The organism is Nocardiopsis sp. FR4 (genome assembly GCF_009830945.1).
In the GTDB taxonomy this organism is placed as follows: domain Bacteria; phylum Actinomycetota; class Actinomycetes; order Streptosporangiales; family Streptosporangiaceae; genus Nocardiopsis.
Window position 1 is genome coordinate 37,409 of record NZ_VWVV01000015.1, and the last position, 20,171, is coordinate 57,579.

19 protein-coding genes are annotated in these 20,171 nt (G+C 75.6%); 14 read left to right on the top strand and 5 right to left on the bottom strand.

Features of this window, described 5'->3' with window-relative positions:
* The first annotated feature begins 20 nt into the window (after nt 1-20).
* Complete coding sequence (locus tag FYW95_RS15715) at nt 21-392, top strand: RNA polymerase-binding protein RbpA (protein WP_159943720.1); 372 nt, start codon at nt 21-23, stop codon at nt 390-392.
* A 285-nt stretch (nt 393-677) separates the two neighbouring features.
* Here FYW95_RS15715 and FYW95_RS15720 read toward each other — a convergent pair whose 3' ends face one another.
* Complete coding sequence (locus FYW95_RS15720) at nt 678-935, bottom strand: hypothetical protein (protein ID WP_159943719.1); 258 nt, start codon at nt 933-935, stop codon at nt 678-680.
* Between the two features lie 113 nt (nt 936-1,048).
* Between FYW95_RS15720 and FYW95_RS15725 the strand changes: the two genes are divergently transcribed.
* Nucleotides 1,049-1,729 (top strand): hypothetical protein, encoded by a 681-nt coding sequence (locus FYW95_RS15725; RefSeq protein WP_159943718.1) that lies wholly within the window; start codon nt 1,049-1,051, stop codon nt 1,727-1,729.
* Here the strand turns inward: FYW95_RS15725 and FYW95_RS15730 are convergent.
* Nucleotides 1,721-2,482, bottom strand: a complete 762-nt coding sequence (locus FYW95_RS15730) for an IclR family transcriptional regulator (RefSeq protein ID WP_159943717.1) — start codon at nt 2,480-2,482, stop codon at nt 1,721-1,723. The two genes, FYW95_RS15725 and FYW95_RS15730, sit on opposite strands and share 9 nt — an antisense overlap.
* A 176-nt stretch (nt 2,483-2,658) precedes the next feature.
* On the opposite strand from FYW95_RS15730, the gene hutH reads away from it, so the two are divergent.
* The 6 genes from hutH (at nt 2,659) to FYW95_RS15760 (ending at nt 11,230) form a co-directional block, all read left to right on the top strand.
* On the top strand, nt 2,659-4,206 hold the full coding sequence (gene hutH, locus FYW95_RS15735) for a histidine ammonia-lyase (RefSeq protein ID WP_160050452.1): 1,548 nt from the start codon (nt 2,659-2,661) through the stop codon (nt 4,204-4,206).
* 19 nt (nt 4,207-4,225) lie between these two features.
* Nucleotides 4,226-5,878, top strand: coding sequence for a urocanate hydratase (gene hutU / locus FYW95_RS15740; RefSeq protein WP_370462405.1), 1,653 nt, complete (start codon nt 4,226-4,228; stop codon nt 5,876-5,878).
* Between the two features lie 49 nt (nt 5,879-5,927).
* A complete protein-coding gene (locus FYW95_RS15745) occupies nt 5,928-7,196 on the top strand; it encodes an allantoate amidohydrolase (RefSeq protein WP_159943715.1) in 1,269 nt (422 codons plus the stop codon).
* An 11-nt stretch (nt 7,197-7,207) separates the two neighbouring features.
* On the top strand, nt 7,208-8,635 hold the full coding sequence (locus FYW95_RS15750) for a formimidoylglutamate deiminase (RefSeq protein ID WP_201294889.1): 1,428 nt from the start codon (nt 7,208-7,210) through the stop codon (nt 8,633-8,635).
* 107 nt (nt 8,636-8,742) lie between these two features.
* Nucleotides 8,743-9,948 (top strand): imidazolonepropionase, encoded by a 1,206-nt coding sequence (gene hutI, locus FYW95_RS15755; RefSeq protein ID WP_160050453.1) that lies wholly within the window; start codon nt 8,743-8,745, stop codon nt 9,946-9,948.
* A gap of 175 nt (nt 9,949-10,123) precedes the next feature.
* Nucleotides 10,124-11,230, top strand: coding sequence for a GNAT family N-acetyltransferase (locus tag FYW95_RS15760; protein ID WP_160050454.1), 1,107 nt, complete (start codon nt 10,124-10,126; stop codon nt 11,228-11,230).
* Between the two features lie 129 nt (nt 11,231-11,359).
* On the opposite strand, the gene FYW95_RS15765 is transcribed toward FYW95_RS15760, so the two are convergent.
* Nucleotides 11,360-11,638: a hypothetical protein gene (locus FYW95_RS15765; RefSeq protein ID WP_159943712.1), complete on the bottom strand. Its 279-nt coding sequence runs from the start codon at nt 11,636-11,638 to the stop codon at nt 11,360-11,362.
* 618 nt (nt 11,639-12,256) lie between these two features.
* Between FYW95_RS15765 and FYW95_RS15770 the strand changes: the two genes are divergently transcribed.
* Both FYW95_RS15770 and FYW95_RS15775 read left to right on the top strand, forming a co-directional pair.
* Complete coding sequence (locus FYW95_RS15770; RefSeq protein WP_370462404.1) at nt 12,257-12,571, top strand: DUF485 domain-containing protein; 315 nt, start codon at nt 12,257-12,259, stop codon at nt 12,569-12,571.
* Nucleotides 12,568-14,385: a solute symporter family protein gene (locus FYW95_RS15775; protein WP_159943711.1), complete on the top strand. Its 1,818-nt coding sequence runs from the start codon at nt 12,568-12,570 to the stop codon at nt 14,383-14,385. Before FYW95_RS15770 ends, FYW95_RS15775 begins: the two co-directional genes overlap by 4 nt.
* A gap of 96 nt (nt 14,386-14,481) precedes the next feature.
* Here the strand turns inward: FYW95_RS15775 and FYW95_RS15780 are convergent, their stop codons facing one another.
* Nucleotides 14,482-15,522, bottom strand: a complete 1,041-nt coding sequence (locus FYW95_RS15780; RefSeq protein WP_159943710.1) for a hypothetical protein — start codon at nt 15,520-15,522, stop codon at nt 14,482-14,484.
* 170 nt (nt 15,523-15,692) lie between these two features.
* On the opposite strand from FYW95_RS15780, the gene FYW95_RS15785 reads away from it, so the two are divergent.
* Nucleotides 15,693-15,893, top strand: a complete 201-nt coding sequence (locus FYW95_RS15785; RefSeq protein ID WP_236567896.1) for a DUF1697 domain-containing protein — start codon at nt 15,693-15,695, stop codon at nt 15,891-15,893.
* 111 nt (nt 15,894-16,004) lie between these two features.
* Nucleotides 16,005-16,964: a CRISPR system precrRNA processing endoribonuclease RAMP protein Cas6 gene (gene cas6, locus FYW95_RS15790; RefSeq protein ID WP_201294890.1), complete on the top strand. Its 960-nt coding sequence runs from the start codon at nt 16,005-16,007 to the stop codon at nt 16,962-16,964.
* Between the two features lie 209 nt (nt 16,965-17,173).
* Here the strand turns inward: cas6 and FYW95_RS15795 are convergent, their stop codons facing one another.
* Nucleotides 17,174-17,353 (bottom strand): hypothetical protein, encoded by a 180-nt coding sequence (locus FYW95_RS15795; protein WP_159943709.1) that lies wholly within the window; start codon nt 17,351-17,353, stop codon nt 17,174-17,176.
* A gap of 218 nt (nt 17,354-17,571) precedes the next feature.
* Between FYW95_RS15795 and FYW95_RS15800 the strand changes: the two genes are divergently transcribed.
* Both FYW95_RS15800 and FYW95_RS15805 read left to right on the top strand, forming a co-directional pair.
* Nucleotides 17,572-19,461: a hypothetical protein gene (locus FYW95_RS15800; protein ID WP_370462403.1), complete on the top strand. Its 1,890-nt coding sequence runs from the start codon at nt 17,572-17,574 to the stop codon at nt 19,459-19,461.
* Entirely contained in the window at nt 19,458-20,135 is a 678-nt protein-coding gene (locus tag FYW95_RS15805; RefSeq protein ID WP_159943708.1) for an RAMP superfamily CRISPR-associated protein, read from the top strand. The genes FYW95_RS15800 and FYW95_RS15805 overlap by 4 nt, the downstream gene beginning before the upstream one ends.
* The last annotated feature ends 36 nt before the right edge of the window (nt 20,136-20,171 follow it).

Consider the following 20,171-nt stretch of genomic DNA (forward strand, 5'->3'; position numbering starts at 1 on the left):
GTTCGCCGAAGGAGTTTTTCGTGGGTAGTGGCAGTGCCATCCGTGGCAGCCGTGTCGGAGCCGGCCCCATGGGCGAGGCGGAGCGGGGCGAGGCCGCCCCGCGGATCCGGGTTCCGTTCTACTGCGCGAACCTGCACGAGGTCGTGCCCAGCTTCGCGAGCGAGGCGCTGGTCCCCGACGAGTGGGACTGCCCGCGCTGCGGTTTCCCCGCGGGCAAGGACAAGGCGAACCCCCCCTCTCCGCCGCGCACCGAGCCGTACAAGACCCACCTGGCGTACGTGAAGGAGCGCCGCAGCGCCGAGGAGGGCAAGCTCATCCTCGACGAGGCCCTGGCCAAGCTGCGCGCGGACCGCGCCGCCGTCGAGGCCCACATGAGGGCCGCGCAGAACTGACTCCCCCAGGTGTGCCGTGGGGCCCGTCGCCGTCGCGACGGGCCCCACGCGCGTGCGGAGGCTCCCGGACACCGCGAACGGACCGATATCTCGTTCCGGACATGAATATGGACACTGACTTTCTCATTCTCGGGACTGGTGTGGTTCGTGGGAAATACAGTGATCGCCACGTACCCCCAACCGCCCCTGTGAGGAGATGGTGTCGATGTCTACGTGCCCCACCGGCGGGGACCACGACTGGATCCTCGGCGACGACCGCAAGTTCCAGTGCGCCAAGTGCGGAGCTCAGAGCGCCCGGCGGTTCTGAGCCCCGGGGCCCGGCTGCACCGTTCCGCGCCCGGCGAGCTGCCCCTGTTCCATGGCGCGCCAGGTCACCGGCTCGCCCAGGGTTTCGGCCACCCCCTTGGCCCAGCGCTCCAGGCACGCGAACCGCTCCGGCCCCTCCGGAAGCACGGTCCGGCCCTGGTAGGCCATACCGTCCAGGACGATGACCTCTCCGTTCACCCGCAACTCGGTGTCGTACTCGTTGGTGTTCGGTCGCATGGAGCGGACTCTAGCGCTCTCCGGCCGCCGCCGCCCGCGCTTTGGCCGACCGCGGCCGCGCCCGCTTCGGCCCGACGCACGGAGCACCTCCGGGGAGTTGCGAGAATGGGGGCATGGCCTCCCCCGAACCCACGGACGCCCCCGCCGCGCCCCCGGGCGTTCCCTCCGACCTGTCCCAGCGCCCCACCAGCGTCTCCCACCTGCGCCGGTACGTCAGCCTGCGCGGTCCCAACACACGGATGTGGATCACCGCGGCCTACTTCTCCGCCGCCCTGACCGTGGGTTTCCTGGTGGTCGTGGGGTCCATGCTCTGGCACGTGCTGCGCCAGGAGGCCACGGTCGGCTCGGTGTCGCTGTGGGCCTTCGCGGGCCTGGTCATGCTCTTCCTCGGGCCGGGGAGCAACGTGTTCATGCTGCGCGGGCTGCCGCAGCGCATCACCCGGCAGGGCATCAGCGCCGACAGCGACGGCGTCACGGTCCTGCAGGAGCGCAAGTGGTGGTTCCCCGGCGAGGGGACGTTCATCTCCTGGGCCGAGATCCGGCGCGTGCGCGAGGTGCACATCGGCGGCCGCAGGCTGACCTACTTCATCGAGTTCGTGCTGGACACCCACAGGACCGATCCCGAACTGCCCAGCTGGGCCGAGACCGCCGAGAGCCTGGGTCTGGAGGCGGTCGACGCGCCCACGCAGTTCTACGTGCAGGTGCCCGGCGATCTCAAGGAGCAGATCCTGCGGATGGTCGAGCGCACCGCCCCGCTGCCCTCCGTCGTGGAGCGGATGCCCCCGCTACGGTGAGGCGCGGCCGCTCAGGCGCCGGGTCAGCTCGGCCGCGGCGTCGCGCACCCGTCCGGCCAGCGCCCGCGGGGTCACCGGCCGGGCGCTGGGCACGGTGAGGCTGATCGCCGCCGCCGGACGGCCGTTGTGGTCCACCGCGGCCGCCGCCACCGACACGAACCCCTCGGTGACCTGGCCGTCCTCCATCGACCAGCCCTGGAGCCGCTCCTCGGACAGCACCTGGCGCAGCTGTCCCGGGGTGGCCGGTCCGCGCCCGGTGCGGCTGGTGAACGCGGCGGTGTCCGGGTACAGGGCGCGCACCTGCGCGCGCGGCAGCCGGGCCAGCATGGCCCGCCCCGAGGCGGTCAGGTGCGCGGGCAGGCGCACCCCCACCCCGGTGATCAGCGCCGGGGCGTGCGGGGGCTGCTCCTTGAGCAGGTACAGGGTGTCGGCGCCGTGCAGGACGCCCAGGTGGGCGGTGGCGCCGGTGGTCTCGGTGAGCTGGTGCAGCAGGGGTCGCGCCAGGCGCTCCACGCCGTCGTGGCGCAGGTAGGCCGAGCCGATCTCGAACGCCGCCACGCCCAGCCCCCAGCGGCGTTCCTCGGGCAGGTGGGTGACGAAGCCCTCCTCCGCCATGGCCTCCAGCAGCTGGTACACGCTGGAACGGGGCACACCCAGCTCGGCGGCGATCGCCGAGGCCGACACCGGTCCGGGGCGGGTGGCCAGGAAGCGCAGCAGCCGCAACGCGCGCGTGGCCGCCGGAACGAGGCTCATGCCCCCATTGTCCCGCACGGAGGGCGGGTGCGGGAGGGCCGGAACCGATGCTCTCGGGCGCCACGGCGGGAGGAGGACTCCCCCTGGCGGCCGCCAGCCCACAACGTCTGAGATCTCAGACGGAACCCCCGTGTCAGCTCTTCACCAGGGGCACCACGAGAGGTCAAATGGGGGGCATGTCCACAGCAGTTCCTCCCGTCGTCGTCGGCGGCGTCCCACTCACCCCGGCACAGATCCTCGGCGTCGCCCGCCACGGCGCGCCCGTCACCCTCGCGGAGGAGGCCCGCAAGGCCCTCCGGCACGGCCGTGAACGGGTGGAGTCCCTCGCCCGCGGCGAGGTGCCCGCCTACGGGGTCAGCACCGGTTTCGGCGCGCTCGCCACCCGCCACATCGCCCCCGACCTGCGGGCCCGCCTGCAGCGGTCGCTCATCCGCTCGCACGCCGCCGGGACCGGAGCGGAGGTGGAGGCCGAGGTCGTGCGCGCCCTGATGCTGCTGCGCCTGCGCACCCTGGCCTCGGGCAACACCGGGGTGCGGCCGGCCACGGCCGAGACCCTCGCCGCGCTGCTCAACGCGCGCATCACACCGGTCGTGCACGAGTACGGCAGCCTGGGCTGCTCCGGAGACCTGGCGCCGCTCTCCCACGTGGCGCTCGCCCTCATGGGGGAGGGCGAGGTCCGCGACGCCTCCGGAGAGCTCCGCCCGGCCCACACCGCCCTGCACGAGGCCGGGATCCGCCCGGTGGAGCTGGGCGCCAAGGAGGGCCTGGCCCTCATCAACGGCACGGACGGCATGCTCGGCATGCTCGTGCTGGCCTGCCTGGACCTGGAACGCCTGCTCAAGGTCGCCGACATCACCGCCGCGATGAGCGTCGAGGCCCTCCTGGGCACCGACCGGGTCTTCGCCGAGGAGCTGCAGCGGCTGCGCCCGCACCCCGGCCAGGCCGCCTCCGCAGCCAACCTGCGCCACCTGCTCGCGCACTCCCCGATCGTGGCCTCCCACCGCGGCCCCGACTGCAACCGGGTCCAGGACGCCTACTCGCTGCGCTGTGCACCGCAGGTCGCCGGAGCCGCCCGCGACACCCTGGCCCACGCCCTGCTCGTGGCCGGACGCGAACTCGACAGCGTCATCGACAACCCGGTGGTCCTGGACGACGGCCGGGTGGAGTCCAACGGCAACTTCCACGGCGCGCCCGTGGCCTACGTGCTCGACTTCCTGGCCATCGCGGTGGCCGACACCGCCTCCATCGCCGAGCGGCGCACCGACCGCATGCTCGACGTGGCGCGCTCACACGGCCTGCCCGCCTTCCTCGCCGACGACCCGGGCGTGGACTCCGGGCACATGATCGCCCAGTACACCCAGGCCGCCATCGTCTCCGAGCTCAAGCGCCTGGCCGTGCCCGCCAGCGTTGACTCCATCCCCAGCTCGGCCATGCAGGAGGACCACGTCTCCATGGGCTGGGCGGCCGCACGCAAGCTGCGCCGAGCCGTGGACGGCCTGGCCAGCGTCCTGGCGGTGGAGCTGCTCACCGCCGCCCGCGCCCTGGACCTGCGCTCTCCGCTGGAGCCCGGCCCCGCGACCGGCGCCGTGCTGCGCGCGGTCCGCGAGAGGGTCCCCGGCCCCGGGCCCGACCGCCACCTGTCACCCGAGATCGCCGCCGTCACCGACCTGGTCACCGACGGCACGGTGGTCGAGGCCGCCGAGTCCGTCGTCCCCCTCGTCTGAAGGCCCTGAGGAGATCCGCATGAGCCGTACCGTCCGCGCCGCGCGCGGCACCGCCCTGACCGCGAAGGGCTGGCCGCAGGAGGCCGCCCTGCGCATGTTCCACAACAACCTCGACCCCGAGGTCGCCGAGCACCCCGAGGACCTGGTCGTCTACGGCGGTACCGGCCGGGCCGCCCGCGACTGGCGCAGCTTCGACCGCATCACCGCCACCCTGCGCGACCTGGAGGGCGACGAGACCCTGCTCGTGCAGTCGGGGCGCCCGGTCGGCGTCGTGCGCACCCACGAGTGGGCGCCCCGCGTGCTCATCGCCAACAGCAACCTGGTGGGGGACTGGGCGAACTGGCCCGAGTTCCGCCGCCTGGAGGCCCAGGGCCTGACCATGTACGGGCAGATGACCGCCGGTTCGTGGATCTACATCGGCACCCAGGGCATCCTGCAGGGCACCTACGAGACCTTCGCCGCCGTCGCCGCCAAGAGGTTCGGCGGCACGCTGGCCGGGACCATCACCCTGACCGCGGGGCTCGGCGGCATGGGCGGCGCCCAGCCGCTGGCCGTGACCATGAACGACGGCGTGGCGATCGTGGTCGAGTGCGACCCCACCCGGATCGACCGCCGCATCGAGCACCGCTACCTGGACGTGCGCGCCGACAGCCTGGACCACGCCCTGGAGCTGGCCGTGCGGGCGCGCGACGAGCGCCGCCCCCTGTCGGTGGGCGTCCTCGGCAACGCCGCCGAGGTCCTGCCCGGACTGCTCTCGCGCGGGGCGCCGGTCGACGTGGTCACCGACCAGACCTCCGCCCACGACCCGCTGGCCTACCTGCCCGCCGGGGTGGCCTTCGAGGACTGGCGGGCCCTGGCCGCGGCCAAGCCCGAGGAGTTCACCGCCCGGGCGCGCGCGTCCATGGCCGCGCACGTGGAGGCCATGGTCGGCTTCCAGGACGCGGGCGCCGAGGTCTTCGACTACGGCAACTCCATCCGCGACGAGGCCCGCAGCGGCGGCTTCACCCGCGCCTTCGACTTCCCCGGCTTCGTGCCCGCCTACATCCGGCCGCTGTTCTGCGAGGGGAAGGGGCCGTTCCGGTGGGCGGCGCTGTCCGGCGACCCCGCCGACATCGCCCGCACCGACCGGGCCGTCCTGGACCTGTTCCCCGACAACGAGCACCTGGCCCGCTGGATCCGCATGGCCGGGGAGCGGGTCGCCTTCCAGGGGCTGCCCGCCCGCATCTGCTGGCTGGGCCAGGGCGAGCGCGCCGCCGCGGGGGCGCGGTTCAACGAACTGGTCGCCTCGGGCGAGGTGTCGGCGCCGCTGGCCATCGGCCGCGACCACCTGGACACCGGTTCGGTGGCCTCTCCCTACCGCGAGACCGAGGCGATGCGGGACGGCTCCGACGCCATCGCCGACTGGCCGCTGCTCAACGCCCTGGTCAACACCTCCTCCGGCGCCTCCTGGGTGTCCATCCACCACGGCGGCGGCGTGGGCATGGGCCGCTCCCTGCACGCCGGGCAGGTCAGTGTCGCCGACGGCACCGACCTGGCGGCCGCCAAGCTGGAGCGGGTGCTCACCAACGACCCCGCCACGGGCGTCATCCGGCACGTGGACGCCGGGTACGAGGAGGCCGGGCGCGTGGCCCGGGAGCACGGCATCCGCGTCCCCATGAGCGAGGACGGCTGACGCGGTTCCGTACATCCGAATCCGTCCGTACCGACGTGGGGACACACCCGTGAACGACCCGTACACCCCCTCGGGCCCCGAGGCCTTCGACCGCCTGTGGGCCGAGCTGGAACCCCTGGGGCGCGACCCCGGCAGCGGCGGCTACCACCGCCACGCCTGGAACGGCTCCGACGCCGAGGTCCGCGCCTGGTTCACCGAGGCCGCCCGCTCGCGCGGCCTGGACGTGCGCGCCGACCGCAACGGCAACCTGTGGGCCTGGTGGGGGGACCCCGGGCCGGGGGCCGTGGCCACCGGCTCCCACCTGGACTCGGTGCCCGACGGCGGCGCCTTCGACGGCCCCCTCGGCGTGGTCAGCGCCCTGGCCGCGGTGGATGAGCTGCGCCGGCGCGGGGTCCGCCCCGGGCGGCCCCTGGCCGTCACGGTCTTCACAGAGGAGGAGGGCGGCCGGTTCGGCGTCCCCTGCCTGGGCAGCCGCCTGACGGCCGGGGAGATCTCCCCCGAGCGCGCCCGCGGCCTGACCGACGCAGGGGGCACCACCTGGGCGCGGGCGATGGAGGCCGCCGGACACGACCCCGACGCCCTGGGAGCCGACCCCGGGGCGCTGGCGGACCTGGACGTGTTCGTCGAACTCCACGTGGAGCAGGGCCGCGCGTTGGAGGAGACCCCGCACCCGGTGGGGGTGGCCAGCGCTATTTGGCCGCACGGGCGCTGGCGGATGGACTTCACCGGACGGGCCGACCACGCCGGGACCACCCGCCTGGCCGACCGCGCCGATCCGGTGCTGCCCTTCGCGCACGCGGTCCTGGCCGCCCGCGTCCTGGCCGAGCAGCACGACGCCCGGGCCACCGTGGCCCGGGCCAGGGTCGTCCCCAACGGCACGAACGCCATCCCGTCGCTGGTCAGTGCATGGTTGGACGCGCGTGCCGCCGACGAGGACGCGCTGGAGGCGGTCGTGTCCGGGGTGCGCGAGGCGGCCGGGCTGGCCGCCCGCGAGCACGGCGTGGGCCTGGAGGTGGCCGCCGAGTCCCGGTCCCCGCTGGTGTCCTTCGCGCACGGCCTGCGCGACCGGCTGGCCGCGGTGGTCGCCTCCCGCGCCCCCGGGCCCGGGGTCCCCGTGCTGCCGACCGGCGCCGGGCACGACGCGGGGGTGCTCGCCGCTCACGTGCCCACCGCGATGCTCTACGTGCGCAACCCGACCGGGGTGTCGCACTCCCCCCGGGAGTGGGCCCGGCCCGGGGACTGCCACGCCGGGGTGCTCGCCCTCGCCGACGTCCTGCAGGACCTGCTGGCCCGCCCTGCCCGAGAGGAGCGGGGGTGACCTCGACACATGTGACTGAACAGACCGCGTCCGGACGACCCGGGGGCGGGAGGCGGCGCGGCGACCCGGTGTGGTGCGAGTGGGCCTGGACGGGGGGCGCGGTCCCCGAGCCCGGCGTGCTCGTGCGCCTGGACGGCGGCCGGATCGCCTCGGTGGAGGCGGGGGTGCCCGCACCCGCCGGGGCCGAGGTGCTGTCGGGGCTGACCCTGCCCGGCCTGGCCAACGCCCACTCGCACGCCTTCCACCGGGCCCTGCGGGGGCGCACCCACGCGAACGGCGGTTCCTTCTGGACCTGGCGCGAGACGATGTACCGCGTGGCCGACCGCCTGGACCCGGACGGCTACCACCGGCTCGCCCGGGCCGTCTACGCCGAGATGGCCCTGGCCGGGATCACCTGCGTGGGCGAGTTCCACTACCTGCACCACGCCCCCGGCGGCACCCCCTACGCCGACCCCAACGCCATGGGGCACGCCCTGGTGGCCGCGGCGGCCGACGCGGGGATCCGCGTCACCGTGCTGGACGCGTGCTACCTGTCCGGGGGCCTGGACGCCCGGGGCGCCCACCAGCCCCTGACCGGTCCCCAGCTGCGGTTCGGCGACGGTGACACGGCGGGCTGGGCGGAGCGCGCGGGCGCCTTCGCCCCCAGCGCCGACCACGCGCGCACGGGAGCGGCCATCCACTCGGTCCGAGCCGTCCCGGTCGCGGGGCTGTCCGAGGTCGCCGGGTTCGCGGCCGAACGCGGGGCGCCGCTGCACGTCCACGTCTCCGAGCAGCCCGCGGAGAACACCGCCTGCCTGGCCGCCCACGGCCGCACCCCCACGGCCCTGCTCGCCGACGCGGGCGCGCTCACCGGCCGCACCAGCCTGGTGCACGCCACCCACCTGACCGACGGCGACGTCGCCGACGTGCGCCTGTCGGGGGCGACCGTGTGCCTGTGCCCCACCACCGAACGGGACCTGGCGGACGGGCTGCCGCGCACCGGCGACCTGCTTCCCGCCCCGCTCAGCCTGGGTACCGACCAGCACGCCCACACCGACCTGTTCGAGGAGGCCCGGGCGGTCGAGCTGCACGAGCGCCTACGCACCCACCGGCGCGGCACCCTGGACGCCGGGGCGCTGCTGCGCGCCGCCACCGTACAGGGGCACGCCTCGCTGGGCTGGACCCGGGAGGGCGCGGACCGGGGCACCGGTGCGCGGCCCGAAGCCGGTGTCCTGGCCGCCGGGGCCCGGGCGGACCTGGTCAACGTCCCCCTGGACGGCCTGCGCCTGGCCGGGGCCGACCCGCGCCGGGCCGCCGACGCCGTGGTCTTCGCGGCCACCGCCGCCGACGTGCGGCACGTGATGGCGGACGGGCGCTGGATCGTGCGCGAGGGCGTGCACACCCTGGTGCCCGACACCGCCCGGGTGCTCGACGCGGCCGTCGCCGAGCTGTACACGTGAGGCGGGACGCGCCCCCGGCCCGTCCCGAGCAGTTGTCATCCCACACCGGAGAGGAGGCGGGCGCCCGAACCCGGTCCGCGGACCGGTCCGCCGCGCCCCACCAGCCGATGAGCGACGTGCCCGAGAGCATCGTCATCGACGACATCGCCACCCTGGTCACCAACGACCCCTCTCTGGGGCGGGGGGCGGTGGGGGAGGTCGAGGACGCCGCCCTGGTCATCGAGAACGGCCGGGTGGCCTGGTCGGGCCCGCGCGCGCAGGCGCCCGCCGCCGACGCGCGCGTGGACGCCGCGGGTCGGTGCGTACTGCCCGGGTTCGTGGACAGCCACTCCCACCTGGTGTTCGCGGGCGACCGCAGCCGCGAGTTCGCCGCCCGGATGAGCGGGCGGCCCTACTCGGCCGGCGGGATCCGCACCACCGTGGCCGCCACCCGCCGGGCCGGGGACGCCGACCTGCTCGCGCGTGCCCGGCGGCTCGTCCGCGAGGCCCGGGCCCAGGGCACCACCACCCTGGAGGTCAAGTCCGGTTACGGGCTGACCGTCGAGGACGAGCGGCGCAGCCTCGCCGTGGCCGGACGCGTCACCGAAGAGGTGACCTTCCTGGGCGCGCACGTGGTCGCCCCCGAGTACGCCGACGACCCCCAGGGGTACGTCGACCTGGTCACCGGTTCCATGCTGGAGGCCTGCGCGCCGCACGCCCGGTGGATCGACGTCTTCTGCGAGCGCGGCGCCTTCGACGAGGAGGCCTCCCGGCGGGTGCTCACCGCAGGGGCCGCGCGGGGCCTGCTGCCCCGCGTGCACGGCAACCAGCTGGGCCCGGGGCCGGGCGTGCGCCTGGCGGTCGAGGTGGGCGCCGCCTCGGTCGACCACTGCACCTACCTGGAGCCGGAGGACGTGGACGCCCTGGTCCAGGCCGCCGCGCGCCCCGAGCCCACGGTCGCCACCCTGCTGCCGGGGGTGGACTTCTCCACCCGCCAGCCCTACCCCGACGCCCGCGCGCTCCTGGACGCCGGCGCCCTCGTCGCCCTGGCCAGCGACTGCAACCCCGGGTCCTGCTTCACCTCCAGCCTGGCCTTCTGTATCGCGATCGCCGTCCGCGAGATGGGGATGACCCCCGACGAGGCGGTGTGGGCGGCCACCGCGGGCGGCGCCCGGGCGCTGCGCCGCGACGACGTGGGCCACCTGGCGCCCGGCGCGCGGGCCGACCTGGTCCTGTTGGACGCCCCCAACCACCTGTACCTGGCCTACCGGCCCGGGGTCCCGCAGGTCGCGGCGGTCTGGAAGGACGGGGAGCTGGAGTTCGGGCGGCCCTGAACGCGGGGCGGGGCCACGCGCGGGCGGCCGGGTGTCCCCACGAACTCAACGGCGGCCTAACCTCCCCGAAACCCGCGGCACCGAACCTGGAGTCACGTCGGTGCGCGTCCGCCGCCGCGGGACAGCGTCGTCCCGCGGCGGCGGGTGCACCGCCCTTCGACCCGGGAGGTCAGCGGTGAGCCTGTGGCGTGTCAGGACGGCGGTCGAGGACCGCCCCGGCGGCCTCGCCCGCCTCGTCGGGGCGCTGGCGGGCTGCGGCGGCAACATCGTCGGGCTGTCCCTGCACACCGACGTGTCCGGTGTGGTCGACGAGTTCGTCGTGGACCTGCCCGGCGACCACGGGGCGGCGCTGCGCGCGGTCGCCGAGCACAGCCCCAGCGGTACGGTGACGGTCGTTCCCGCCCACAGGCGCGAGGTCGGGGACGACGTCACCAGGGCCCTGCTGCTCGCCGAGCGGCTGCGGGCGCACCCCAACCGGCTGCCCGACGCCCTGGCCGAGCTGCTGCTGGCCGACGGGGCGCGCTGGACCAACCTGACCAGGATCGGCGAGGACGGGGAACTGGACCCGGCCACGGCGATGCTGGTGCCGGTCGGTCCGCTGCGGGGGGTGTTGGTGCACCGGGCCTCGCACCCCTTCACCTGGACCGAGTCCAGCCGTGCCGACGCGCTGGTGCGCTCGGTGATGCCCTCGACCGGACCGGTGCCCGCCGACCGGACCGTGCGCACCGCGGCGGGCGTGGCGCTGGGCCTGCGCCAGGTCCGAAAGGCCGACACGCCCGCCCTGAGCGACCTGCACCGGCGCTGCTCGGCCGAGACCGTGCGCAGCCGCTACTTCGCCGGGATGGACGAGCTGAGCCCGCACATGCTGCGCGTGTTCTGCGACCCCGAGCGCGGTCTGACCCTGGCGGTGCGCCCGGCGGGGGAGGAGGAGCCGGTCGCCCTGGGGCACCTGATGTACACCCTGGAACCGGGGGTGGGGGAGGTCGCCTTCCTGGTGGAGGACGCCTGGCAGCGGCGCGGGGTGGGCACCGCCCTGGCCCGCGCGCTGACCGCCACCGCCGCCGACTGGGGGCTGGCCGAGGTGCGCGCGGAGACCACGCTGGCCAACGCGGGGATGATGCGGATCATGGTCGGCCTGGGGGCGTCGGTACGGGTGTGGCGTACGGGAAGCCCCTACGTGCAGGCCCGCCTGCCGGTGGCCGGGGCGCTGCGGGCCGGCGCGGGCCGTCGCGGCGGGCAGCTCGCGCGCCTGATGGGCGGTGGCGGGGCGGATCCGCGGTGAACCTCCGGCCCCGGCGGCCCGGGGCCGGACACGACGCGGGGCCGACGGTCACCGGGGGGCGACCGCCGGCCCCGCTCGCGGTTGACGCGATGAGGTCTGCTGCCGGGACGGGGGACCCCGTCCGCGGTGCTACTGGGACTCGCTGCCGGCGGCCTCGTCGGCGCTCTGGGCGCCCTCGGCGGGCGCGGAGGCCGGGGCCTTCTTGGTGACGCGGCGCTTCTTCACCGGACGCGAGTAGTCCACGAGGGGCTCGTAACGGGTCTCGTGCTCCTTGAAGCAGTCGGCGCACGCGTCGACCTCGCGGACGGAGCCCTCCCAGGCGAACTGGATGACCTCAGTCGCCTCGACCTTCTCCTCACGGACGGCGTGGGGATCGCAGTACTTGAGCGTGAAGACCTCGGTGACCACGGCGGGGATTTCCCTTCGGTATCGCGTGAACAGTGCGGACCCCTCATCATACATGTGTACGAAAGCGCAAACCGGCTGCACGCCGGATCTGCCGTCACGGGTTCGGGGTCGCCCCGAAGCCTAGCGAAGTTTCGGAGGCCTGTGCGCCCGTGTCCGCTTCCCGCGCCGGGAGTGACCAGCGGCTCCGCGCGCGGGCGGTGGAGGCGCGGCCCGCCCGGTGGGTGCCGCGCGGTTCTCCGCTCAGGGTTCCCGTGGGGTTTTCCTGCCTTGTGTTCGGTTTCGTGAATCCGGCACTTCCCCTTTTCCCCACTGATGTGTGCGTTTGGTGAACACGGAGTGGGAGGCATCGCTAGGGTATTGCCCCATCCGGGGGAAACCACCGAGTTCGGCCGGTCCTCCGGTGCGCACCCGCGGGCGGTATGCCCTGAACGCGGGGAAACGGCGGGCGCCGTGGGGGAGCGGTGCCCCGGAAAGGCGAACAGGGAGAGGGCCGTGGTCGAGTATATGGAAGACGCGCACAGAGGGCGCGGCGGAGGCCCGGGGGAGGAGCCGCGGCCGGGGACGCGCAGGTCCACGGCGCGGCGCGTACAGGCCTACCGGACGCACACCAGCGAGCGCATGTCGGTCGACCCGTGTTTCGTGAAACTGCGCAGGAGGTTCGCGCTCCAGACCGGACTGCTGGTCTCGGTATTCCTGTTCAGTTACCTTTCCTATCTGCTGTTGTCGGCCTACGCGCGCGATTTCATGAGCATCCAGATCGCGGATTCGGTGAACGTGGCGCTGCTGGCGGGCGTGGGCCAGTTCGCCCTGACCTTCGTTCTCGCCTGGGCCTTCGGCCGTTTGTCCGAGCGCACGCTCGATCCCCTCGCCGAGCGGGTCCGTGAACGGGCCCTCCGGGAGGAGAGCGTCAGCGGGACGGTGGTGGGTCGATGACGGCCGTCCCCGCCGCGGGAACGACGGGCGGTGCCGTCACAGGGGACGGCACCGCCTCCGCGCCTCCGTCCGGGGCGGGGGAGGCGCCCGCCACGGACGGAGGCGCGGTTCTCCTGGACGGACTGGGCAGCGCCCTGGGCGGGCAGTTCGGCGCCGCGCACGCCTGGACGATCGGCCTGTGCACCCTGTTCGTCCTGGTCACCCTGGCCATCACCATCCGGGCCCGGCACACCACCCGCGGCGCGGTCGACTTCTACGCGGGCGGGCGCGGCTTCTCCAGCACCCAGAACGGGCTCGCCCTGACCGGGGACTACCTGTCCGCCGCCTCCTTCCTCGGCATCGCCGGGATGATCTCCCTGCGGGGCTACGACGGGTTCCTGTACTCCATCGGCTTCCTGGTGGCCTGGCTGCTGGTGCTGCCGATGGCGCAGCTGATGCGCAACACCGGCCGCTTCACCATGGCCGACCTGCCCGCCTTCCGGATGCGCCGGATGCGGGTCCGCCTGGCCTGCACCGTCTCCACCGTCACCGTGTGCGTGTTCTACCTGGTGGCGCAGATGGTGGGGGCGGGCGCGCTGGTCGCGGTCCTGCTCGGCCTGCACGACGGCGGTACCTTCCTGGGGGCCAGCGCCGACCACGCCCGCACCGGCGCGATCGTGCTCGTGGGCGTGCTGATGATCGTCTACGTCATGTACGGCGGTATGAAGGCCGCGACCTGGCTGCAGATCATCAAGGCGGTCGTCCTGCTGGCCGCCACCGGCCTGCTCACCGCGCTGGTGCTCGCCCTGTTCTCCTTCGACACGCGCGCCCTGCTCAGCGGCGCGGCCCAGGCCAGCGGGCACGGCCAGGCCTTCCTGGAACCCGGGCTGCGCCTGGGGGTCGAGGTGCCGGGAGACCCCACGCGGACCCTGTTCAACAAGCTGGACCTGATCAGCCTGGGGCTGGCCCTGGTGCTGGGCACGGTCGCGCTGCCGCACGTGCTCATCCGCTTCTACACCGTGCCCGACGGGCGCTCGGCCCGCACCTCGGTCAACCGCACCATCGGCATGGTCGGCGCCTTCTACCTGATGACGCTGGCGCTGGGCTTCGGCGCCGCCGCCCTGGTCGGCTCCGAGCGGATCGCGGCGACGGACCCCTCCGGCAACACCGCCGTGCCGATGCTCGCCGAGGAACTCGGGCGCCTGACCGCCGGACCTGTGGGCGCGGCCGTGCTGCTCGCGCTCATCTCGGCGGTCGCGCTCGCCACCATCCTCGCCGTCGTCGCCAGCCTCACCCTCGCCTCGTCCTCCTCCATCGCGCACGACCTGTTCGGGCACATCCTCATGTGGGGGCGCCCGCGCGAGTCGCAGGAGGTCGGGGTGGCGCGCTTCTCCGCCTGCGTGGTCGGCGGCGTGGCGATCGTGCTGGCCGTCCAGGCCCAGGAGCAGAACGTGGCCTTCCTGGTGGGCCTGGCCTTCGCCATGGCCGCCGCCGCCAACCTGCCGGTCATCGTGCTCACCCTGTTCTGGCGGCGCTTCAACACCCGGGGTGTGGAGTGGGGGGTCTACGGCGGGCTGTCGGCCACCCTGCTGCTCATGCTGCTGTCCCCGGTGATGTCGGGCAAGACCGACCCGGTGACCGGGGAGAACCTGTCGGTCCTGCCCTCCTGGATCGACATCCAGCTCTTCCCGATGGAGAACCCGGCGCTGCTGGCGGTCCCGGTCGGCTTCGCGTGCGCCGTCCTGGGCAGCCTGCTCTCGCCGGAGCGCAACACCGCCCGCTTCACCGAACTGCGGGTGCGCTCCCTGACCGGCTGGGGCGCCGACCAGGACTGACCGTGAGGATGCGCGGTGGCCTCCGCGAGGGGGTCGGCCTACGCAGACCGGCACCGACGGGTTGTCCCGCGAGCGATGCGCCGCCCACCCGGCGGTTCAGTCCCCGGGGCCCGGCCTGTCGTGGTCCGACCCGCCGCGGTCCCGGGGACGGGCCTCGGCCATGGCCCGGGCCAGTTCGCGTAGCAGCCCCGGAATCTCGGGCGCGTTGCGGGCGAGGCGGTCCCAGGAGCGCGCGGCCTGGTCCAGGCGCTCGCGTGTGGTCGGCTCCCCGTCGGCCCGCCGGTCCTGTCGGCGGAAGGACGCGGTGGTCGCCCAGAAGGCCGCCGCCACCAGGGGGCGGAACACGCCCCTGCCGCGCACGTCCAGCACGGCCTCCACCGACCACCGGCCGCGGGGGCCGGCGGCGGGGGACAGCCAGGCGGTGATCTCGGCCAGGGCGTGCGTGGCGCGCAGTCGGACCGGCGGCTCGTCCCGCCCTCCGTCCAGCGCGGCGTACCAGGCGCGCGTGTCCACCCGCAGGGTGCCGCTGGCCGACCGCAGCCAGGCCCCGCGTCCGGGCAGGCGCACCCGCCCCTCCCAGGCCAGCAGGCCCGCGGGGGCCTCGTGGGTGATGCTTCCCCAGGTCACCGGGGGGTCGGCCGTGCCGACCGTGTCGGGCATGGCGAACTCGACCGCGCACGTGCCCGCCTCGTCCCAGGAGGTGATGGTCAGACCGGTGCCGCTCCAGCCCCGGTCCTCGCCGACGGGCTCCACCGGCACGCCCTCGGGCGAGAGTTCGGCGACGAGGTAGTGGCTGCGGGGGACCAGGTGCCGCCCGTTCTGCAGCTGCAGGGCGGTGGTGGAGGTCGCCACGGCCAGCTCGTCGGCCTCGCCCGGTGTCCGTGCGGCGCCCTCGCGCAGCTTCTCGGCGGCCCGCCGCCGGTCCCGGCGCAGCCCCTCCTTCTCCGCGCGGTCCACCAACCCGAGTGCGTCGGCGCGCTGCTCCAGGCGGGCCCGGGTCTCCTCGTCGGGGGTGAGAAGCCAGCCCCGGCCGTCGAACCGGCAGGCGCGGGCGACCTCGTGCAGGGCGGCGACGATCCGCGTGACCACCTCGCTGTCCACCGCGGTGATGTCGAAGGTGTGGCTCAGGCGCGGCACGGTCCCCCCGGGGTCGGCTCCGGTCTCGGCGCGCGGCGTCCGCTTCGTCCGCCGCGTGGACCAGCGTACGCACACCCGGCCCCTCCCGTCCGCCGGGGCGCGGTTCCCGCGTCGTCCACAGCCCCGCGCGAACGCTCCTACGCTTCAGGGCCGTCGACACAATCGCTGTCATGACCAGGTACGTCGCGCTGCTGCGCGGAATCAACGTCGGGGGGCACCGCCACGTCGCCATGGCCGACCTGCGGGCCCTGCCCGGCGGGCTCGGCTACGGCGACGTCTCCACCTCCGTCCAGAGCGGCAACGCGGTCTTCTCCGCGGAGGACACCGATTGGCGCACCGTGGGGCGCCTGCTGGAGGTGGCCGAGGGCTGACCGGACCGCTCCGTGTCCGCGGGCCGGGCGGGTCCGCTCCGGGGCCGGCGGGGCCGGGCACACGACTGTCCGAGAGGAGTCCTCGGCGTGAGGACGGAGCGAGCGAGAGGGGTGGTGCCCGTGCCCAGGCGGTGGACCGTGATCCTGCGGGACCTTGCGGACGCGGCGCGGCCGGTCCGGCCCGAGGACTGCCACGGGCTGCTCAACCGCTGGTGGCCCCAGGCCCCAGAGGAGCACGCGGCGGCCAAGCGGTGGGCCATGCACGGCTGGCCCGCGCCGCTGGGGGACCGGCTGTACCACTGGACGCTCACCTGGCTGGACGACACCGCCCCGCCCCCGCTGGACCCCGAGAAGCTCGTCGGGGAGGTCCAGCGCGTCGGCGACCACCTGTTGGTCCCGCTCTCGGTCACCCGCACCTTCGACCGCTCCTACGCCCAGGTGCTCACCGCCCCGCGCCGCCCTTCCGCCGTGCGTTCGGCCGACGTGCGCGCCCTCACCCCCGTCGTCATGACCACGCGCGACGCCGCCGGTGAGCGCATCCCGCACGTGTGGCCCACCCCCCGGCGCCTGTTCGGGGCCGTGCACCGCTCCGGCGGCGGCATCGTCGGCGGCAGCGGCGCCGTGGGCGCCGTGGCGCGGTTCGCTCCCCCCGCACTCGCCGAACCCTGGCTGGAAGGGGCGCTGGAGAGCCTGTCCCAGGTGCGCCGCGCGCCCCTGCACGGCGAGGAGGTGCGCCTGGCCGAGCACCACCACGCCGAGAACCGCACCGTGCTCGGTTGGCTGGGCGGACTGCGCCTGCACCTGCCCCAGGGCGAGCGCCGCCACGTCGACGCCTTCGCCGCCCTGCTGGAGCTTCTGGAGCTGACCGGCGTGGGCAAGTACACCGCCCAGGGCTTCGGCGCGGTGCGCGTGGACACCGTGACCATCGGTTCCGCGTCCACGGAGGTGCCCGCCCAGCGACCACGCCGCGGCCCCCGCCGGGTTCCCCGCCGCGCCCCGCAGCGCGTGGCCGAGTCCCGCCCCCGGTTGGCCGCCGACGCCGAGGAGTTCGGGGGCGCCCTGTTCGACTGATCCCCGTCGGCCGGGAGGGGCGGTCCCGCACCGCGGGTCCGCGCGGCCGCCGCCGGTTCCCGCCCCGTGGACGGGGGTGGGAACCGGCGCCCGTGTTCGCCCTTCCCGCTGGCGGGCGCGCAGGTCCCCGGGCGGGCCGGGAACCCGGGGTCCCGCGGCGCGTGCGGTCACGTGCTCGCGGGGCCGCCGCACCCGGTGCGGCCGCCGCGTCAGCTCCTCGGTGCGCGGACCCGCGCCGCGCGCTCCGCCGCGCCGCCCTCGCGCAGGGCGCGGGCCAGCCCGCGCAGATGCGGCACCAGGTCCTGGGGGGCCAGGGCGGGCGCGTCGGCGGCGGGGGCGGGCGGGCCTCGGTGCCCGCGTGCGACCGGCTCGGGCGTGTGCGCGACCATGGGGAACCTTCCTGCGGGGCGGGTACGTGTACCCAGCTCTCTCGGACAGTGCCGCGACCGGACCGCGGGGGCCGGGTGCGCCGCCCCGGAAGCGGTCCTGGTATCGGTGGTCCCGTGGCCGGGGGAGGGGACACCGTCCGAGAGAGGTCAACGGAAGCCCGTTCCCGCACGGACCCCGCCCGCGCCCCGCACACCCCGCCGACCAGGAGCCCGACACGGTGACCGCCGCCCCCGAGCAGCACCGCCCGCCCGGTGCCGGAGAGCCCCCGCCGCGCCTCCCGGCCAGCGGCGTGGTGGTCGGCGTCGACCTGCGCGGCATCCAGGCCTACGTCTACAGCGGCCGGCGCATCCTGGACGCGGTGGGACGGGCAGCCCTGGTCGCGGAGCTGACCGACACCGCCGACGCCGAACACGGGATCGCGGACCTGGTACCGCCGGACTGCGCGGTCCTGCGCGACGCCGGAGGGGCGCTCACCGCGGTCTTCGGCGACCCGGCGTCGGCGCGCGCCTTCACCGCCCGCTACACCCGCCGCCTGCGCGACCGCGCGGGAGGCCTGACCCCCGTGGTGGCGCACGTGCCCTACGGGCCCCGCCCCGCCGCGCCCGGGGAGCAGCTCCCCGCGGAGGCCCGGGGGGAGCGCCCCCCCGCGGGGGTGGACGAGGCTCTGGCCGTGCTCCCGGTGCGGCTGCGCGAGGCGCGGCGGCACATGTCGGCCCTGCACACGCCCGCCCACGGGTACGGCGTCACCGCCGTGTGCTCGGTCAGCGGCGGCCCCGCGGAGGCGGTGGACAGCAGCCGCACCCAGGACGACCACCCCGACGTGTACGAGCGCGTCACCGCCGACGTGGCCCGGGCGCGCGGAGTCGGCCGCCGCTGGCACCGGGCCCACAGCGCCGCCTGGCTGGCCGGCGCGGCCACCGCCACCGGGTCGCCCGCCCTGACCCTGCCGATGGAGGTGGACCGCCTGGGCCGCGACCACGGCGGGGTCAGCCGCCTGGCGGTCGTACACATCGACGTCAACGGGCTCGGCGCGCTGCTGGGCGACTACCGCGAACGCGCCGGGGACCCGGCCGTGCCCGGCTCCGGGGCCCTGGCCCAGCGGCGCCTGTCCACCCGCATCGCCGGACTCACCGAGGGCCTGGCCCGCGTGCTGGTCCGGGCCGTGGCCGCCACCGTCCGCGCCGACCCCGGACGGCGCCCCCACATCCCCGGAGCCGGCACCTGCGGGCCGGTCACCCTCCACCAGGTGCCGCCCGGGCCGGTGTCGGTTCCGGTGCGCCCCGTCGTGGTCGCCGGGGACGACCTCACCGTGCTGTGCGACGCCCGACTGGCGCTGAGCCTGGTGCGCTACGCGCTCGACTGGCTCGACGCCGACCCCGCGGTCGTGGGAGACCCCCGCGACCCCCGGGTCGGCCTGCACCGCGCGCTCGCCGAGGCGCACGGCGGCCGTCCCGGCGGCGGCCGTCCCGTTTCCGGGCCCGGCGGCACCCACACCACCTTCGTGCCCACGGTCGGGGTGGGGGTGGCCGTCCAGCCGGTCGGCGCGCCGCTCTCCCTGGGCTACGACCTGTGCGAGGCGATGTGCCGCAGAGCCAAACGGCACCGCGTACTCCTGGCCGAGGCCGACCCCGCCGCGCCGGACGAGCACGCCGTGGCCTGGACGACGCGCTTCGACGGCGTGGACCGGGTGCTGCGCCGCCTGGACCAGGCCGGCGGGGCTCCCCGGCCGCGCACCGAGCTGCCCCTGACCGGAACCGGGTTCACCCGCTTCCTGGACCGCTACCTCTCGGCGGCCGGTCCGGGCAGCCTGCTCGCCGACGGCGGTACCCGTCACCGCGGCTGGCTGGTCTCGGACCTGGTCCCCCTGCTGGAGTCGGGTGCCGACCCCGGCCCGGAACTCGCCCGCCGAGCCCACGTGACCGGACGCCCCGCCGCGCTGCCCCGGGGCTGGACGCCCGGCGGGCTGCTCGACGCGGTCGAGGTGATGGACCTGCACCTGGACCCCGGCCTGGCCGGGGCCCTCGATCACCACCGGCCCCAACCACAGGGGCGGACAGGGGCCGGTGGCCTCCGTGGCCGGGCGGAGCGTCGGGACACCCCCCGGTGAGCCGCCCGGACCGCGTCGCGGTGCACCTGGCCTCTCCCGCGCTGTTCGTCGGCGCCAGCGCGGACGGCACGGGCGCCGACACCGACGTGGTCACCGACGGGGACGGACTGCCCTTCCTGCCCCGCCACCGCCTCGCCGCGCGGTTGCGCGCCGGGGCGGCCAGCGCGCTGACGGTGGCGCCGGAGCTGGCCGGAGCCCTGGAGGACCTCTTCGGACGCAGGGGCTCGCACGGCGCCGACCGGATACTGCGGGTGGGCCACGCCGTGCTGGGCGCCCCCGTCCGCGCCGCGGTCGCCCGCGCGCTCGCGGGCCGGGACGAACCGGTGCGCTCCGCCCTGCGCCGCTCGGTCACCGACGCCTACACCACCCTGGAGTCGGGAATCGAGGTCGGCGCGGACGGAGCTCCCGCCCCGGGGCGCCTGCGCACGCACCGCGTGCTCCTGCCGGGGCTGACGCTGACCGCCGGGCTCACCTGGGCGGCCGAGCCGGACCGGGAGCACTGGCGGCTGCTGGCCCGCGCCTGTCTGGCCACCACCCGGATCGGGATGCGGAGCACGCGCGGCAGGGGCCGGGTGGACGTGCGCCTGGCCGAACCCGGCCACGCCGACCCGCACGCCCTGACCCTGAGCCTGGCCGCGCCCGGACGGCGCGAGCACGACGGCGCGCCCCCGTGACCTGCCCCGGAACCGGTCCCTCCGGGCCGTGCCCGG

Excerpts from the sequence above, each read along its gene's own strand:
- FYW95_RS15720 (WP_159943719.1), bottom strand. The coding sequence starts at position 935 with ATGCGACCGAACACCAACGAGTACGACACCGAGTTGCGGGTGAACGGA.
- FYW95_RS15725 (WP_159943718.1), top strand. The coding sequence starts at position 1,049 with ATGGCCTCCCCCGAACCCACGGACGCCCCCGCCGCGCCCCCGGGCGTT.
- FYW95_RS15730 (WP_159943717.1), bottom strand. The coding sequence starts at position 2,482 with ATGAGCCTCGTTCCGGCGGCCACGCGCGCGTTGCGGCTGCTGCGCTTC.
- hutH (WP_160050452.1), top strand. The coding sequence starts at position 2,659 with ATGTCCACAGCAGTTCCTCCCGTCGTCGTCGGCGGCGTCCCACTCACC.
- hutU (WP_370462405.1), top strand. The coding sequence starts at position 4,226 with ATGAGCCGTACCGTCCGCGCCGCGCGCGGCACCGCCCTGACCGCGAAG.
- hutI (WP_160050453.1), top strand. The coding sequence starts at position 8,743 with ATGAGCGACGTGCCCGAGAGCATCGTCATCGACGACATCGCCACCCTG.
- FYW95_RS15770 (WP_370462404.1), top strand. The coding sequence starts at position 12,257 with ATGTCGGTCGACCCGTGTTTCGTGAAACTGCGCAGGAGGTTCGCGCTC.
- FYW95_RS15775 (WP_159943711.1), top strand. The coding sequence starts at position 12,568 with ATGACGGCCGTCCCCGCCGCGGGAACGACGGGCGGTGCCGTCACAGGG.
- FYW95_RS15785 (WP_236567896.1), top strand. The coding sequence starts at position 15,693 with ATGACCAGGTACGTCGCGCTGCTGCGCGGAATCAACGTCGGGGGGCAC.
- FYW95_RS15795 (WP_159943709.1), bottom strand. The coding sequence starts at position 17,353 with ATGGTCGCGCACACGCCCGAGCCGGTCGCACGCGGGCACCGAGGCCCG.